The sequence below is a fragment of the Allokutzneria multivorans genome, from assembly GCF_039537405.1.
In the GTDB taxonomy this organism is placed as follows: Bacteria; Actinomycetota; Actinomycetes; order Mycobacteriales; family Pseudonocardiaceae; genus Allokutzneria; species Allokutzneria multivorans.
Genome location: NZ_BAABAL010000005.1, coordinates 316,519 through 330,068, shown reverse-complemented (window position 1 = coordinate 330,068; position 13,550 = coordinate 316,519). Strand labels below are relative to the sequence as shown.

The following is a 13,550-nucleotide window of genomic DNA, read 5'->3' as shown; positions in this document are numbered from 1 at the left end:
TGCCGGGTAACATGCCTCACGGTCAAGTAGCTGAGCTGCAAAGCTTCTTGTCCCGAAGATGTTGACGTCGGCGGAGGCAGGGGACGCATGGCCAACGGCGAGAAGCAGGTCGATCCCGGGTTCGGGCTGGACATGTCCGAAGGCGGTGTCCGGCTCGCGATGTGCGGGAGGGCGCTGAGCGCGGCGACGGTGATGTTCCACACCGCGGTCGCCGACCGGATGGGGCTCTCCGTCACCGACCACAAGTGCCTTGACCTGGCCAGACGCGCCGAGGGGCCGGTGACGGCCGGGCGCATCGCCGAGCTGTCCGGGCTGTCGACCGGAGCGGTCACCGGGGTGATCGACCGGCTGGAGCGGGCGCGGTTCGTGCGCCGCGTGCGTGATCCGCACGACCGCCGCAAGGTGCTGGTCGAGGTGCTGGCCAAGGACGCCGGTGAGCACGCGTGGATGTTCCAGGGGCTGCGCGACGCGTGCGAGAAGGCGGTCCAGCAGCACAGCGCGGGCGAGATCGAGGTGATCATCTCCTACCTCACCGAGATGACCGAGACGCTGCACGCGGAAACAAAGCGAGTTCGAGACCACGACAACGGCTGACTTTCCGCAAATGCGGAACTATTGTTCTCAGCGTGCCGCATTTTCGAATTAGCGAGGCTGCCGGGCTGCTCGGGGTCAGCGATGACACCGTCCGCAGGCTCGTCGACTCCGGGGTGCTGACCGGCCACCGCGACGCCGCGGGCCGGATCGCCGTGGACGGGGCGGAGCTGGCCGCGCACGCCAGGGACAGCGCGCGTGCCGCCGCTGACCCGACCGGCATCGGCAGCTCCGCGCGCAACCGGTTCGTCGGCCTGGTCACGGACGTGGTCGCCGACCGCGTGATGGCCAAGGTGGAGATCCAGTGCGGCCCGCACCGCGTGGTCTCGCTGATGAGTTCCGAGGCCGCCGAGGAACTGGGCCTCAAGCCGGGCGCGCTCGCCGTCGCAGTGATCAAGTCGACCCAAGTCGTGGTGGAGACCCCATGAAGCGCATGAGCGCACTGTTGCTGTCGTCGTTGTCGTTGCTGCTCGTCGCTGCCTGCACCAGCGGCCCGGAGAAGCGGGAGATCACGGTCTTCGCGGCCGCGTCGCTGAAGGACGCCTTCACCGAGCTGGAGAAGTCCTTCGAGGCCAGCCATCCCGGTGCCGACGTGCGGATCAGCTTCGGCGGCTCCTCCGACCTCGCCCAGCAGATCGTCAACGGCGCGCCCGCCGACGTCTTCGCCTCCGCCAGCCCGTCCACCATGGACACCGTGGCCAAGGCGGATCTGATCGAGGGCCGCGCCGAGGTCTTCGCGGTCAACACGCTGCGGATCGCCGTGCCCCCTGGCAACCCCAAGGGCATCAAGGCGTTGGCCGATCTGACCAAGCCGGGGACCGCGCTCGTGCTGTGCGCGCCCCAGGTGCCCTGCGGTGCCGCCGCCAAGCAGGTCGCGACGGCCGCGAAGCTGACCTTGAAGCCGGTCAGCGAGGAGCCGGATGTGCGCTCGGTGCTCGGCAAGGTCTCGGCGAAGGAGGCCGACGCCGGTCTGGTCTACGTCACCGACGTGCTCTCCGCGCCCGGCAAGGTCGAGGGCATCGACTTCCCCGAGTCCGCCGACGCGGTCAACGAGTACCCGTTGGCGCTGCTGAAGAAGTCCAAGCAGGCCCAGCTCGCGCGCGAGTTCGCCGAACTGGTCCGGGGCCAGGCCGGCCGCGACGTGCTGACCCGCGCGGGCTTCGGTCCTCCGTGACCCTGCCCCGGCTGCTGTGGGTGCCCGCGCTCCTCGGGTTCGCGGTCGTCGTGCTGCCCGTGATCGGCCTCCTCGGGCGGGTCGACTGGGTGCGGCTGCCCGAGCTGGTCAGCAGCGACGCCGCTCTCTCCGCGCTCGGGCTGTCCCTTCAGACCGCGGCGATGTCGACCTTGCTGTGCCTGCTGCTCGGTGGTCCGCTCGCGCTCGTGCTGGCGCGAGCGGACTTCCGCGGCTTGCGGTTCCTGCGGTCGTTGGTGCTGCTGCCTTTGGTGCTACCGCCGGTGGTCGGCGGCTTGGCTTTGCTGTACCTGTTGGGGCGCAATGGGTTTCTCGGCCAATGGCTGGACGTCGGTTTCGGTCTGCGCCTGCCGTACACGACCGCCGCGGTGGTCCTGGCGCAGACCTTCGTCGCGATGCCGTTCCTCGTGGTGAGCCTCGAAGGCGCGTTGCGCACGGCTGGTGAGCGCTACGAGGCGGTGGCGGCGACGCTCGGCGCGGGTCGGTGGACGGTGCTGCGCCGCGTCACGATTCCCTTGCTGCTCCCGGGAATCGGGTCCGGGGTGGTGTTGGCGTTCGCTCGGGCTCTCGGCGAGTTCGGTGCCACGATCGCGTTCGCGGGCAGCCTGGAGGGAACCACGCGCACGCTGCCGTTGGAGATCTACCTCCAGCGCGAGTCCGATGTGGACGCTGCGGTCGCGCTTTCCCTGCTGCTGGTGGTGATCGCGATCGTGGTGATCGCCGTTGCCCGCCCGCGAGCTGTGGAGGGGCTGCGGTGAAGGCGGAGTTCCAGTTGGCTCGCGGTGCTTTCGCGCTCGACGTTGCTCTCACCGTCGAGCCGGGCGAGGTCGTCGCGGTGGTGGGGCCCAACGGTTCCGGCAAGTCCACGCTGCTGAACCTCATCGCCGGGCTCGTGCGCCCCGACGCCGGGCACCTCCAACTCGGCGGTCGTGATCTCCTCGGCACGCCACCACATCAGCGCGGTATCGGCCTGCTCGCGCAGGAGCCGTTGCTCTTCCCGCACCTCACGGTTCTCGCCAACGTCGAGTTCGGGCCGCGCGCACAACGCCGTGCGGATCACCGCGAGATCGCGTTGCGGTGGCTGGAGGAAGTGGACGCTCTCGCGCTCGCCGGTCGCAGACCGCGGCAGCTGTCCGGCGGTCAGGCGCAACGTGTCGCGCTGGCCAGGGCGCTCGCCGCCGAGCCCGAGCTGATGCTGCTGGACGAGCCGTTGACCGCGCTCGACGTCGACGCCGCGCCCGCCGTGCGAGGGCTGCTCCGCCGAGTCCTGCGTGCACAGAACCGCCCGGCGATCATGGTCACCCACGACGCGCTGGACGCGCTCGTGCTGGCCGATCGAGTGATCGTGCTCGAAGCCGGGCGGATCGTGGAGCAGGGGCCGGCGCGCGCGGTCCTGACCCGCCCGCGCAGTGCCTTCGCCGCGCGCATCGCCGGGCTGAACCTGGTGGCCGGTACCACCGTTGAGGGTGGTCTTCGCAGCTCAGCAGGGGTGGTCATCGCGGGGCTCGGCAGTGCCGGCGTCGGTGAGGAAGGCGTCGCGGTGTTCTCGCCGGCGGCCGTCGCGGTGCACCGGGCCAACCCGCACGGCAGCCCGCGCAACGCGCTGCGCGTCCGGCTCGCGGGGATGGAGCCGCACGGCGACCTGATCCGGCTCCGCGCCGATGACGGGCTCGCCGCCGACATCACCCCGGCGGCCGCCGCCGAACTGGAACTGGAACCCGGAGAGCAGGTCTGGTTCGTGGTGAAGGCGACAGAGGTGGGCGTGCACGCCGCCAACGGGGGAGTATGAGGGTGTGACTGAGCCGGTGACCTGGAACTACCTGATGGACATGGACGGGGTGCTGGTGCACGAGGAGCACCTGATCCCCGGGGCCGACGAGCTGCTCAAGGAGCTGCGGGACAAGGACGTCCCGTTCATGGTGCTCACCAACAACTCCATCTACACCCCTCGCGACCTGCGCGCGCGGCTGAGCCGCACGGGGCTCGACGTGCCCGAGGAGGCGATCTGGACCTCCGCGCTGGCGACCGCGAAGTTCCTCGACTCGCAGCGCCCCAACGGTTCCGCCTACGTCATCGGCGAGGCCGGGCTGACGACCGCGCTGCACTCCATCGGCTACGTGCTGACCGACCGCGACCCCGACTACGTGGTGCTCGGCGAGACCAGGACCTACAGCTTCGAGGCGATCACCAAGGCGATCCGGCTCGTCGAGGCGGGCGCGCGGTTCATCGCCACCAACCCCGACGAGACCGGCCCGAGCCGTGAGGGCGTGCTGCCCGCCACCGGCTCCGTCGCCGCGCTGATCGAACGCGCCACCGGCCGCGCTCCGTACTTCGTCGGCAAGCCCAACCCGCTGATGATGCGCTCCGCCCTGCGCGCGCTCGGCGCCCACTCCGAGAGCACGCTGATGATCGGCGACCGCATGGACACCGACGTCCGCTCCGGCCTGGAGGCGGGCCTGGCGACGATCCTGGTCCTCTCCGGCATCTCCACCGCGGAGACCGCCGACCGCTTCCCCTACCGCCCCACCCGCACGATCGGCTCGGTCGCCGACCTCCTCGGCAGCGCTGACCAGCCCTTCTGAGACTGTCGGTGCCCCCGTCTAGTTTTCTGCGCATGGGCATCGACTACATCGCGACCACCGTGGAGCAGACCGCGGCCTTCACGGCGGCGGTCAGCGCCCCGGGCGCACTCACCAGGCGCGTCCCGTCCTGTCCTGAGTGGACGGTCGCCGACCTGGTCGCGCACCTGGGCGAAGTGCAGACGTGGTGGGAGCACGGGCTGCGCTCGGCAGGTCTGGTCCCGGACGAAGCCGTCGTCGCGGAGTTGGCCGAGCCCGGAGCCGACCTGCTCGCGTGGTGGCGTTCGCGTTCGGCGTCCTTCCTGGGCACCCTGCGCGCGACCCCACCCGATTCGGCTTCGTGGTGCTGGTGGTCCGACAACAAGCTCACCTCGGCCGCCGAGGTCGCCGAACGCCAGGCGCACGAGGTGCTCATCCACCGCTGGGACGCCGAGAACGCCCTCGGCGCCGCCGCTCCGCTCGACCCCGCACTGGCCGCGGACGGTGTGCGCGAGTTCCTCCAACGCTTCCTGTGGGGCAAGCCGTGGAGCGGGCCTGAGGGCCTGGTGCGCCTGCGCGCGAGCGACACCGGCGACGAGTGGGACGTAGCGCTGCGCTCCGCCCAGCCGCGACGCGTGCCCGTCTACCCCGAAGTGCCCGCCTCCGCCGTCGTCAACGGCACCGCTGAGCAGCTCGACCTGGTGCTCTGGCGCCGCATCCCGCTGACCGCGCTCGCCGTCGAAGGGGAGGTGGAGCTGGTGGACGCCCTCGTCAGCTGGACCAGCTTGGACTGACGCCTAGGTGAACGATCCGGTCAGCAGTTCGGCGAACCGCGTGCCCAGCGCCGCCGCACTGACCGGCGCGAGCGTCACCTGCCCGCCGTTGACGGTCGTCACGTACCGGCCCTCGCCGGTGTCCAACCAGCTGAGCGGGTCGGTGGACAGCGCCGCCGATCGGCCCTGCCTCGGCTGGACGGCCGATGCCTGCCCCATCGCGTCCGCCGCCGAGTAGACCGTCAGAAACCGTTGTGCTTGAAGGCGATCGGCTCCGACGTCGATGAGTGCCGCAACACCGTCACTGATCAAGCCGGAGCGCTTCCAGTCGTCCCCGCACTTCGTCAGAGCTTCCACCGGAACCTGCGCGGACTGCCCGCGCCCCGCCCCGCGCACCGGCAGTGCGCCAACCGCAGCGCTCGGCAACGAGGTGTCCGCGAGCCACGCCAGCTCGACGCTGTCCCCGTGGAGCACCACCCGCAACACACTTCGGCCCTTCCGGAAGCAGCCGATCCTGTTCTGCCCCTCGCGGTCGGTGTGCACCAACGCCAGCTCGATGTCGTGATCCGCGACGACGCGAAGCGCTTCCGCCAGCTCATCCCCGAGCCCGTGCCACGCCACCCAGCCCTCCGCCCACGCCCGCGCTCTGCCGCGCTCGTCGGAGTCCGCTCCGTGCTGGAACACCACGAGCGGAAACGGCATCACCCCGAGCCCCAGCCGCTCCCACCACACCTCGTACACCACCGCCGGGACCCGCAACGCCCTCCGCCCCCGCATCACGGCACCCGCGGAATGACCCGCTCCGCCACGTGCCGCACCGACGCACACCCGTCCCGATCGGGCGCGGAGCGATCAGCGATCTCGATCGCCCACACCCCGGCGGGCGATTCGAACATCATTCCGCACTCTCCGGATTCGCCTTTGACCTCGCCTTGGCCAATAGCGACACGCCTGCCCGCGACAATGTCTTCCTTTCTGTTCTTGAGGTGGCTTGGAAGAATTTTTCCTTCTGGAAGAAAATCGATTCCAGCTGAGAATGTATCGCCAACTCCTCCGGTCTTGACGTGATAAAAGCATGAAGGAGAGTACTTTTCTTCGATTTCTGGGGACGTCGGCGCCAGCTGTCCCTGTACTGGGAAGTCGGCTGGGGTCATTAATTTGCACAACTCCGCAGCTGTGGGCAATCTTCCAGGAGAGACAATTGATCCTCCGGTAGGGGAGGGCTGGCCATAGACGGTACTGGAACAGCCTGATGTGACAACGGACACGCCAAGGGCAGCTACCGCCAACCAAGGGAATCCTCTGTGGGCGGCGTTCATGAGTTGGCTCGCCACTGTAGCTCCGCGCCTTTCTGGTCGTTGGCTTCAAGTGCGGTGGCCATGCCGACTATGCGCCTTCGGAACTCCACAAGGGCGTCGTGGTATCGCTGCCAGAACCACACGAGACCGCCCTCCTGGTCCGAGCTGCGATGGATGAACTTGTCCCGCATCGCCTGCCCGGCTCTGGTGGCTCCGAAGTCGACTGACGCCGCCTTTCTGGCGAATGTCTTCGCGGCTCTGAGTTCGGCCTCGGCAATCCGTATCAGCTCGTCCATGTGGTTGGTGACCCATTCCTTGGTGCCGGCGTCCATGCGGACCTCGCCGTTGGACACCATGTCGGTGACCTCGGCGAGGCCGTCGTTGGCCCAGGGGTCGCTGTTCCAGGTCGTCACGTCATTCCCCGATCACGGCACCCTCGGAATGACACGCTCCGCGACGTGCCGAGCCGATGCACACCCATCCCGATTCGGCGCGGACAGGTCGGAGAGCTCGATTGACCACAAGCCGACGGCTGAGTCGAATATCGCTCCGCACGACGACGCTTCTCCCGCGAGGTCCCCTCGGCCGAGCGCGACGCGCCTGCCGCCTATGCGTTCTTCCTTGCGGTTGCTGAAGTAGTCCTGGCTGAGCGTCACCTCTGGGACGAATACGATTCCGCCGGTGAAGAGCTCACCCACCCCGCCGGTTTTCAGCTGGTACATGCAGGAGGGCGAAAACTTCTCCTCAACCTTTGGCGAGCCAGGAACCAGCTGCCCTTGGACCGGAAAGTCGGCGGGCGTCAGCAGTCGGCAGAGCTCGCGCGCCGTCGGATTCTTGCCGGGGTGGAGGCCGATGGTCGCGCTCGGCACGGCCTCCCCAGGAGTCGGGGTAGAACAGCCAGTCAATGCCAGCACGGCGGCAAGGAGCAGTGCTGACTCCTTCCGGGGACGGCTCACGAACCGGCCTTCCATTGCAGTTCCGCGCCTTTCTGGTCGCTCGCTTCGAGTGCTGTTGCCATGGCGACCACGCGCCTGCGAAACTCCACGAGGGCGTCGTGGTAGCGCTGCCAGAACCACACGAGCCCTCCTTCCTGGGAGGATGCTCGATGCAGGAACTTCTCCCTCATCGCCAGCCCTGCTCGTGTTGCGCCGAAGCTGATTCCACGCGCTCGTGTCTCGAACTGCTTTGCGGCGTTCAGTTCGGCTTCGGCGATCTGGATCAGCGCGTCCATGTGGTTGGTGACCCATTCCTTGGTGCCGGCGTCCATGCGGACCTCGCCGTTGGACACCATGTCGGTGACCTCGGCGAGGCCGTCGTTGGCCCAGGGGTCGCTGTTCCAGGTCGTCACGTCATTCCCCGATCACCGGTGGCGCCACCTTGGGCAGTTCGCCGACGAGGTCCTCCACGTACGGGTATCGGCGGTCGTGCTCCTCGTCCTCAGCGCCCTGAGAGGTGCCGGGGACCGCGGGCTGCATGAAGCCGCCTTGCCCGGCACGCCCTCCCGGTCCCGACCCGCCGGGGGAACCGCCGCCGCGGCCAGGTGGGGGCGTCAGAGCAGAACCAGGTGATCGCCTCGACTCGGCACTGTGGCCGCTGCCGCCGAACGAGCCACCGCCGGACGAGCCGGCACCGAACGAACCACCACCAAAGCCAACGCCGCCGAAGGAGCCGGTTCCACCGCCACCGGCCATGCCGCCGCGACCGGAGTCGGACCCACTTCCAGATCGTCCGCCGTCGACCTGGCCGCCGACGGGACGGTCCCAGCCCGCCCGTTCGACCTCGCCGGGACGCCAGCCCTCCGGAGTCGGTGTGGGGCCCGGGCGTGAGCCATCAGAAGTGGGTGCGGGCTCGATGACACCACCACCCCGCTCGCCGGGCAGACCACGAGGCGGCGTGGAGCCACCGCCGCCGCCGCCGCCACCCTCCGGAGGACGTGGGGGCGGAGAAGGCGAGAACACCGCTGGGAGGTCGTCGAAGCGAGGGGAGACGCGGTCGGTCCGCTCGGCCTCGCGGTCCAGGGAACGGCCCAGTTCGATGGCCTCCTGGCGCAGAGCCTCCTTGGCCTGCTCCTGCCGCGCCATGCTTGCCTGGAGGACGGTGATCTCCTCGGGGCGCAGTCCGGTGGGCAAGGACTTCGGGAACTCCGGCCCGGCGAGCTTGAGTTCCTTGACGTGCTCGGAGACCTGTTTGACGGCGTGGGCCATGGACGCGAACGGTTGCCCGATACCGCGGGCGATCTGCTCCTGTTCGTCGCCGTAGCTCCTGAGCAGGTCGCCTGCCGCCTTGGCCCGGGTCACCGAGCCCGACTGCCAGCGGCCTTCGAGTTTGGCCGCGAGCTCGTTCATGCCGTCAGCGAGCCGCTTCGCCGCCGCGCCGCGCTCACCGATCTCGGTCGCGAGCTGGGCTGCCAGCGCCGTTCGCGCATCACCCAGAAGCGAGCGCAGTTCTTCGAGTGACTTCGACTCGTAGTTGTCCCCACCGCTGAAATGCCGATCCGCAGACACGGACTCCCCCTCCGCCTCACATACCGGACGGTACGGGAAACGGCGGCGGGCGTCAGCGTTCCGCGGCGGAGCGGGAGCCCTCGGCCCAGAGCTGGACGACCTCGGCCCTGTGCTGGCCCGGCGGTGCCGCCGGGATGATCCGGGTCAGCTCGTCGGCCATGCGCTCGGCGCGGTCGCGGATCAGCTCGGCCCTGCGGGCGATCTGACCGGCGCCGCGCTGCGCCGCCGCGAGTCGGTCGAGCAGATCGGCCTTGAGCCGGAGCCACTCCACGTGCTCCCAGCTCGGGTCGGTCTGTGCGGTGGAGATCCGGTGCATGGCGCGGTCGATCGCGTCGGCGATCTGCCCCAGTTCGCGGTCCACGGTCATCGGGCACCCCCGATCGAAGTCCGAACATGTCACGACAGAGATCCGGCAGAAGAGGAGGATCACACGCGACTGTGTTCTAGCTCACCGCATACCCGCACGTCCGAGGGACACGCGGGCGTTCACCTGGTGAAGCCGAGCCTGTCGTCAATCCAGGCGATCTCCTGCCCGAGCGGCCACAGAGCGACAGGGATCAGCTTGATGTTGGCCAGGCCGAGCGGGATGCCCACGATCGTGACGCACTGGAGGATGCCGGTGACCAGGTGCAGCAGCGCCAGCCACCACCCGGCGACCACGAGCCAGAGCACGTTGCCCAGCGCGGAGCCGAGCCCGGAGTCCCTGCGCTTGACCAGCGTCCTGCCGAAGGGCCACAGGCAGAAGTTGGCGTTGCGGAACGCGGCGATGCCGAACGGGATGGTCACGATCAGCACGCAGCAGATGATCCCCGCGACCAGGTAGCCGATGGCCAGCCAGAAACCTCCGCAGATCAACCAGATCGCATTGAGCAACAGTCGCAGCACCCCACCCATGGTGCCCGAACCCCGGAGGCGGGGCTTGACGGGGAGTCCAGGATGAGTGGCGGCTGTCACAACGCGCGCAGGAGGTAGTTCACCGTGGCCGAGTCCACCGCTCTGCCGAGCTATGCGTCCGGGACCTCCGAGGTCCCACTGCTCGGCGACACGATCGGCGACAACCTCGACCGCACGGTCGCGGCGTTCGGTGACCGGGACGCCCTGGTCGAGCGGGCCACCGGGCGCAGGTGGACCTACCGCGAGCTCGCGGCGCAGGTGGACCAGCTCGCGCGCGGGCTGCTGGCGGCGGGCATCGGCAAGGGCGACCGCGTCGGCATCTGGTCGCCGAACCGGGCGGAGTGGACCTTCACCCAGTACGCCACGGCCAAGATCGGCGCGATCCTGGTCAACATCAACCCCGCGTACCGGGTGCACGAGCTGGAGTACGTGCTCAACCAGGCCGGAGTGCGGTTGCTGGTGGCGGCCAAGGAGTTCAAGACCTCCGATTACGCCGGGATGATCGAGGTGGTGCGGCCGAACTGCGGCGCGCTCGACCGGGTCGTGCTGCTCGACACTCCACAGTGGACAGAGCTGGTGGAGTCCGGGGACGACGTCGAGCGGAGCGCGCTCAGCACCGCGCAGGCCGGGCTCTCCGCGGACGACCCGATCAACATCCAGTACACCTCGGGCACGACCGGCTTCCCCAAGGGCGCGACGCTGTCGCACCACAACATCCTCAACAACGGGTTCTTCGTCGGCGAGCTGTGCGGCTACACCGAGGCGGACCGGATCTGCATCCCGGTGCCCTTCTACCACTGCTTCGGCATGGTGATGGGCAACCTCGCGGCGACCAGCCACGGCGCGTGCATGGTGATCCCAGCACCCGCGTTCGAGCCGAAGGCCACCCTCGCCGCGGTCCAGGCGGAGGGCTGCACCTCGCTCTACGGCGTGCCGACGATGTTCATCGCGGAGCTGGCCGAGGATGATTTCGACTCCTACGACCTGTCCACCCTGCGCACCGGGATCATGGCGGGCTCGCCGTGCCCGGTGGAGGTGATGAAGCAGGTCATCGAGCGGATGGGCATGCACGAGGTGACCATCTGCTACGGCATGACCGAGACCTCGCCGGTGTCGACGCAGACCAGGGCCGAGGACTCGCTCGACCTTCGGGTGTCCACCGTGGGCAGAGCGCACCCGCACATCGAGGTGAAGATCGTCGACCCGGCGACCGGGCTGACCGTGCCGCGCGGTGAGCAGGGCGAGCTGTGCACGCGCGGGTACTCGGTGATGCTCGGTTACTGGGAGCTGCCCGAGAAGACCGCCGAGGCGATCGACGCGGCGCGCTGGATGCACACCGGCGACCTCGCGGTGATGGACGAGCAGGGCTACGTCGGGATCACCGGGCGCATCAAGGACATGGTGATCCGCGGCGGAGAGAACATCTACCCGCGCGAGATCGAGGAGTTCCTGTACGGGCACCCCGACGTCCTCGACGCGCAGGTCGTCGGGGTCCCGGACGTGAAGTACGGCGAGGAGCTGATGGCGTGGGTGCGCATGCGCCCGGGTGCCGCGCCGCTCACCGCCGAACTGGTGCGCGAGTTCTGCACGGGCAAGCTCGCGCACTACAAGATCCCGCGCTACGTGCACGTCGTCGACGAGTTCCCGATGACGGTCACCGGCAAGATCCGCAAGGTCGAGATGCGCGAGCGCGCGGTCGGCATCCTCGGGATCGGGTGAACCGGTGAGCTGGACGCCGAAGCGCGCCGACCCCGGCACCGTGGCGCGGTGGGAGTCGCTGGCCAGTGCCGTGAAGGAGGACCTCGCCGTCGCGGGGTTGCCGATCGTCCCTGGGGATCTCCGGTTCGACACGACGGTGTCCGCGGGGGCGCGCGTGTACGTCGACCCCCTCGACGAGGACGGCGGCGTCTTCATCTCCTGGGAGGCGCACGACGTGCTGCGCAGCGCCGCTGTCGATGCCCTCGTCCGCAGGGACCTGGAGGACCACTGCCTGCACTACTCCGGCGCGGTGGCGGAGGTGATGCAGGACGCGATCGCGGCGATCCTCACCAAGGCCGGGTACGCCGTGCGAAAGGACGCCAACGACATGGCGCCCTACGAGATGCAGGTGCTGGAGCAGGGGACAGGGCCGTCCTGGCGGGACTGGCTGGCCGCGCGGACCGAGCGCCACGCGGCCGGAACCGGCTCCGGTCAGTCCGCTCCGGCCAGCGCGGCCGAGTCCTCCTCGCCGAAGCGCTCTTCGAGCAGCTCGGGGGAGTAGTCCAAGTCGATCTTCTCAACCGGCACGCCGCGCGCGGACTCGATCGCGCCGAGCCGCCGTTGCGCGCGGTTGGCGGCGTACTCGACGAACTCCTGCACGTTGAGCTCGAAGGGCTGCTCGTCGAACTGGTCGTAGACCCACTGGATGGCGCTGAGCGCGTGCGGGAGCAGCTCACCCATCCTGTCCTGCACGACCTGCCAATTGCGGTCGTCGGCCGCGACGTGCCGACGGCAGGTGAAGGTGCCCCACGCCATGTGCCTGCGCTCGTCGTCTCCGATCCGCTTCACCAGCTCCTGCATACCGGGCAGGATCCCGTTGGTCACGCACACCTTGTTCCACGCGAAGTACCCGGTCAGCGCGAGCGTGCCCTCGACGACGTGGTTGTAGGTGACGCTGGCGCGGACCTGGTTCTCCGGACTGGGATCGGTCTCCAGCACGCGCAACGACCTGGGCAGCTCGTCGAAGAAGATCGCGCGGTAGCCGGGGTTGTCGGCGACGTAGGAGTGCAGGTCCTCGTCCAGCCCGACCGCGTCCAGCCAGCGCCGGAACACCTCCGTGTGCTTGGCCTCCTCGTAGGCGAACTGCGTCAGGTACATCTCGTCGCCGAAGCGGCCCTCCGAGGACATCGCGCGCAGGAACGGCTGGATGTCCTCGGTGACCGCCTCCTCGCCCGCGATGAACATCGCGCACAGGTACGCCGAGCCGCGCCGCTGCTCGTCGGTCAGCGATGCCCAGTCCTCGGCGTCCTGGCTGAAGTCGATGTCCGCAGGGTTCCACTGGCGGGCGTTGCCCTTGGCGAACAGCCGCAACGGGAACGAGTCCCAGTTGAGGCCGCCGCTGCGCAGTGAGTGGAAGCTCTGTCGACTCGTCATGACCGCTCCTCTGCGGTGGACAGGTACGGGGTGAGCAGCACCCGCGCGATCGCCGCCACGGCGTCGGCCGCCTGGGCGACGGTCCCGGTGGGCAGCAGCAGGTGGCTCAGGGTCAGCCGGACCGTGGTCTCGGCGTAGAGGTCGGCGGTGTGCTCGGGCACCCCCGGCAGCCGCCCGCGCAGGTGCTGGCTGACCAGGTCGGTCGCCGAGCGCAGCACGGGCTCGCCCTTGATCGTCAGGAACGGCAGCATGTCCTCGGCGCCCGTCCCGGTCAGGATCGAGCTGACCAGCGGGTCGCGCAGCGAGCGGTCGAGGATGTGCCGGACCGCGCGGTGCGCCCCGGTCAGGAAGTCCGGCGCCTCGTCCAGCGCGGCGGCCGTGCCGTCGAGGAAGTCCGCGGTTACGCGCAGCGCGACGGCCTGGACCAGGGCTTCCTTGTTGCCGAACTCGTTGTAGACGGTCTGCCTGCTGACCCCGGTCGCGGCGGCGACGTCGGCCATCCGCAGCCCCTGGAAGCCGCGTTCGGAGAGCAGGCGCGTCGTGGCGTCGAGCAGGTCCTCCCGCAGCGACGCCTTGACCTTGGCCGTGAACGGTGTGATCTGGCCCAC

General features: G+C 69.2%; 19 protein-coding genes. 9 read left to right on the top strand and 10 right to left on the bottom strand.

Features of this window, described 5'->3' with window-relative positions; translation table 11 throughout:
* Nucleotides 1-87: 87 nt before the first annotated feature.
* The 7 genes from ABD798_RS05555 to ABD798_RS05525 are packed head-to-tail and all read left to right on the top strand — an operon-like array spanning nt 88 to nt 5,135.
* Entirely contained in the window at nt 88-594 is a 507-nt protein-coding gene (locus ABD798_RS05555; protein ID WP_425549164.1) for a MarR family winged helix-turn-helix transcriptional regulator, read from the top strand.
* 32 nt (nt 595-626) lie between these two features.
* On the top strand, nt 627-1,019 hold the full coding sequence (locus ABD798_RS05550; protein ID WP_344871416.1) for a TOBE domain-containing protein: 393 nt from the start codon (nt 627-629) through the stop codon (nt 1,017-1,019).
* Nucleotides 1,016-1,765, top strand: coding sequence for a molybdate ABC transporter substrate-binding protein (gene modA, locus ABD798_RS05545; RefSeq protein ID WP_344871415.1), 750 nt, complete (start codon nt 1,016-1,018; stop codon nt 1,763-1,765). The genes ABD798_RS05550 and modA overlap by 4 nt, the downstream gene beginning before the upstream one ends.
* Before the next feature lie 2 nt (nt 1,766-1,767).
* Entirely contained in the window at nt 1,768-2,541 is a 774-nt protein-coding gene (locus ABD798_RS05540) for an ABC transporter permease (protein ID WP_344872876.1), read from the top strand.
* Nucleotides 2,538-3,572, top strand: coding sequence for a sulfate/molybdate ABC transporter ATP-binding protein (locus tag ABD798_RS05535; RefSeq protein WP_344871414.1), 1,035 nt, complete (start codon nt 2,538-2,540; stop codon nt 3,570-3,572). The genes ABD798_RS05540 and ABD798_RS05535 overlap by 4 nt, the downstream gene beginning before the upstream one ends.
* A gap of 34 nt (nt 3,573-3,606) precedes the next feature.
* Nucleotides 3,607-4,365, top strand: coding sequence for an HAD-IIA family hydrolase (locus ABD798_RS05530; RefSeq protein WP_344872874.1), 759 nt, complete (start codon nt 3,607-3,609; stop codon nt 4,363-4,365).
* 32 nt (nt 4,366-4,397) lie between these two features.
* Nucleotides 4,398-5,135: a maleylpyruvate isomerase family mycothiol-dependent enzyme gene (locus tag ABD798_RS05525; protein ID WP_344871413.1), complete on the top strand. Its 738-nt coding sequence runs from the start codon at nt 4,398-4,400 to the stop codon at nt 5,133-5,135.
* Nucleotides 5,136-5,138: 3 nt separating this feature from the next.
* Here ABD798_RS05525 and ABD798_RS05520 read toward each other — a convergent pair whose 3' ends face one another.
* From ABD798_RS05520 to ABD798_RS05485, 8 genes are all read right to left on the bottom strand, one after another.
* Nucleotides 5,139-5,891: an ESX secretion-associated protein EspG gene (locus ABD798_RS05520; RefSeq protein WP_344871412.1), complete on the bottom strand. Its 753-nt coding sequence runs from the start codon at nt 5,889-5,891 to the stop codon at nt 5,139-5,141.
* Nucleotides 5,891-6,268, bottom strand: a complete 378-nt coding sequence (locus ABD798_RS05515) for a hypothetical protein (RefSeq protein WP_344871411.1) — start codon at nt 6,266-6,268, stop codon at nt 5,891-5,893. The genes ABD798_RS05520 and ABD798_RS05515 overlap by 1 nt, the downstream gene beginning before the upstream one ends.
* A gap of 161 nt (nt 6,269-6,429) precedes the next feature.
* Complete coding sequence (locus tag ABD798_RS05510) at nt 6,430-6,825, bottom strand: hypothetical protein (RefSeq protein ID WP_344871410.1); 396 nt, start codon at nt 6,823-6,825, stop codon at nt 6,430-6,432.
* A gap of 12 nt (nt 6,826-6,837) precedes the next feature.
* Nucleotides 6,838-7,383, bottom strand: coding sequence for a DUF3558 family protein (locus tag ABD798_RS05505; RefSeq protein ID WP_344871409.1), 546 nt, complete (start codon nt 7,381-7,383; stop codon nt 6,838-6,840).
* Nucleotides 7,365-7,760, bottom strand: a complete 396-nt coding sequence (locus ABD798_RS05500) for a hypothetical protein (protein ID WP_344871408.1) — start codon at nt 7,758-7,760, stop codon at nt 7,365-7,367. The genes ABD798_RS05505 and ABD798_RS05500 overlap by 19 nt, the downstream gene beginning before the upstream one ends.
* 1 nt (nt 7,761) lies before the next feature.
* The gene (locus tag ABD798_RS05495) at nt 7,762-8,916 is read right to left on the bottom strand and encodes a hypothetical protein (protein ID WP_344871407.1); all 1,155 of its coding nucleotides are present in this window, start codon (nt 8,914-8,916) and stop codon (nt 7,762-7,764) included.
* 52 nt (nt 8,917-8,968) lie between these two features.
* Nucleotides 8,969-9,283, bottom strand: a complete 315-nt coding sequence (locus tag ABD798_RS05490; protein WP_168200752.1) for a hypothetical protein — start codon at nt 9,281-9,283, stop codon at nt 8,969-8,971.
* A gap of 119 nt (nt 9,284-9,402) precedes the next feature.
* Nucleotides 9,403-9,798: a YccF domain-containing protein gene (locus ABD798_RS05485; protein ID WP_344872872.1), complete on the bottom strand. Its 396-nt coding sequence runs from the start codon at nt 9,796-9,798 to the stop codon at nt 9,403-9,405.
* A 96-nt stretch (nt 9,799-9,894) separates the two neighbouring features.
* Here ABD798_RS05485 and ABD798_RS05480 point away from each other — a divergent pair, with 96 nt between their 5' ends.
* Together ABD798_RS05480 and ABD798_RS05475 are read left to right on the top strand one after the other, a co-directional pair.
* Nucleotides 9,895-11,529, top strand: a complete 1,635-nt coding sequence (locus ABD798_RS05480; protein WP_344871406.1) for an AMP-binding protein — start codon at nt 9,895-9,897, stop codon at nt 11,527-11,529.
* A gap of 4 nt (nt 11,530-11,533) precedes the next feature.
* The gene (locus tag ABD798_RS05475; RefSeq protein WP_344871405.1) at nt 11,534-12,070 is read left to right on the top strand and encodes a hypothetical protein; all 537 of its coding nucleotides are present in this window, start codon (nt 11,534-11,536) and stop codon (nt 12,068-12,070) included.
* Here the strand turns inward: ABD798_RS05475 and ABD798_RS05470 are convergent.
* Nucleotides 12,001-12,942, bottom strand: a complete 942-nt coding sequence (locus ABD798_RS05470) for a R2-like ligand-binding oxidase (RefSeq protein ID WP_344871404.1) — start codon at nt 12,940-12,942, stop codon at nt 12,001-12,003. The two genes, ABD798_RS05475 and ABD798_RS05470, sit on opposite strands and share 70 nt — an antisense overlap.
* Complete coding sequence (locus ABD798_RS05465; protein ID WP_344871403.1) at nt 12,939-13,550, bottom strand: TetR/AcrR family transcriptional regulator; 612 nt, start codon at nt 13,548-13,550, stop codon at nt 12,939-12,941. The genes ABD798_RS05470 and ABD798_RS05465 overlap by 4 nt, the downstream gene beginning before the upstream one ends.

Coding starts and splice junctions, on each gene's coding strand:
- ABD798_RS05555 (WP_425549164.1), top strand. CDS start 88: ATGGCCAACGGCGAGAAGCAGGTCGATCCCGGGTTCGGGCTGGACATG.
- ABD798_RS05490 (WP_168200752.1), bottom strand. CDS start 9,283: ATGACCGTGGACCGCGAACTGGGGCAGATCGCCGACGCGATCGACCGC.
- ABD798_RS05515 (WP_344871411.1), bottom strand. CDS start 6,268: ATGACCCCAGCCGACTTCCCAGTACAGGGACAGCTGGCGCCGACGTCC.
- ABD798_RS05470 (WP_344871404.1), bottom strand. CDS start 12,942: ATGACGAGTCGACAGAGCTTCCACTCACTGCGCAGCGGCGGCCTCAAC.
- ABD798_RS05530 (WP_344872874.1), top strand. CDS start 3,607: ATGGACATGGACGGGGTGCTGGTGCACGAGGAGCACCTGATCCCCGGG.
- ABD798_RS05525 (WP_344871413.1), top strand. CDS start 4,398: ATGGGCATCGACTACATCGCGACCACCGTGGAGCAGACCGCGGCCTTC.
- ABD798_RS05520 (WP_344871412.1), bottom strand. CDS start 5,891: ATGCGGGGGCGGAGGGCGTTGCGGGTCCCGGCGGTGGTGTACGAGGTG.
- ABD798_RS05505 (WP_344871409.1), bottom strand. CDS start 7,383: ATGGAAGGCCGGTTCGTGAGCCGTCCCCGGAAGGAGTCAGCACTGCTC.
- modA (WP_344871415.1), top strand. CDS start 1,016: ATGAAGCGCATGAGCGCACTGTTGCTGTCGTCGTTGTCGTTGCTGCTC.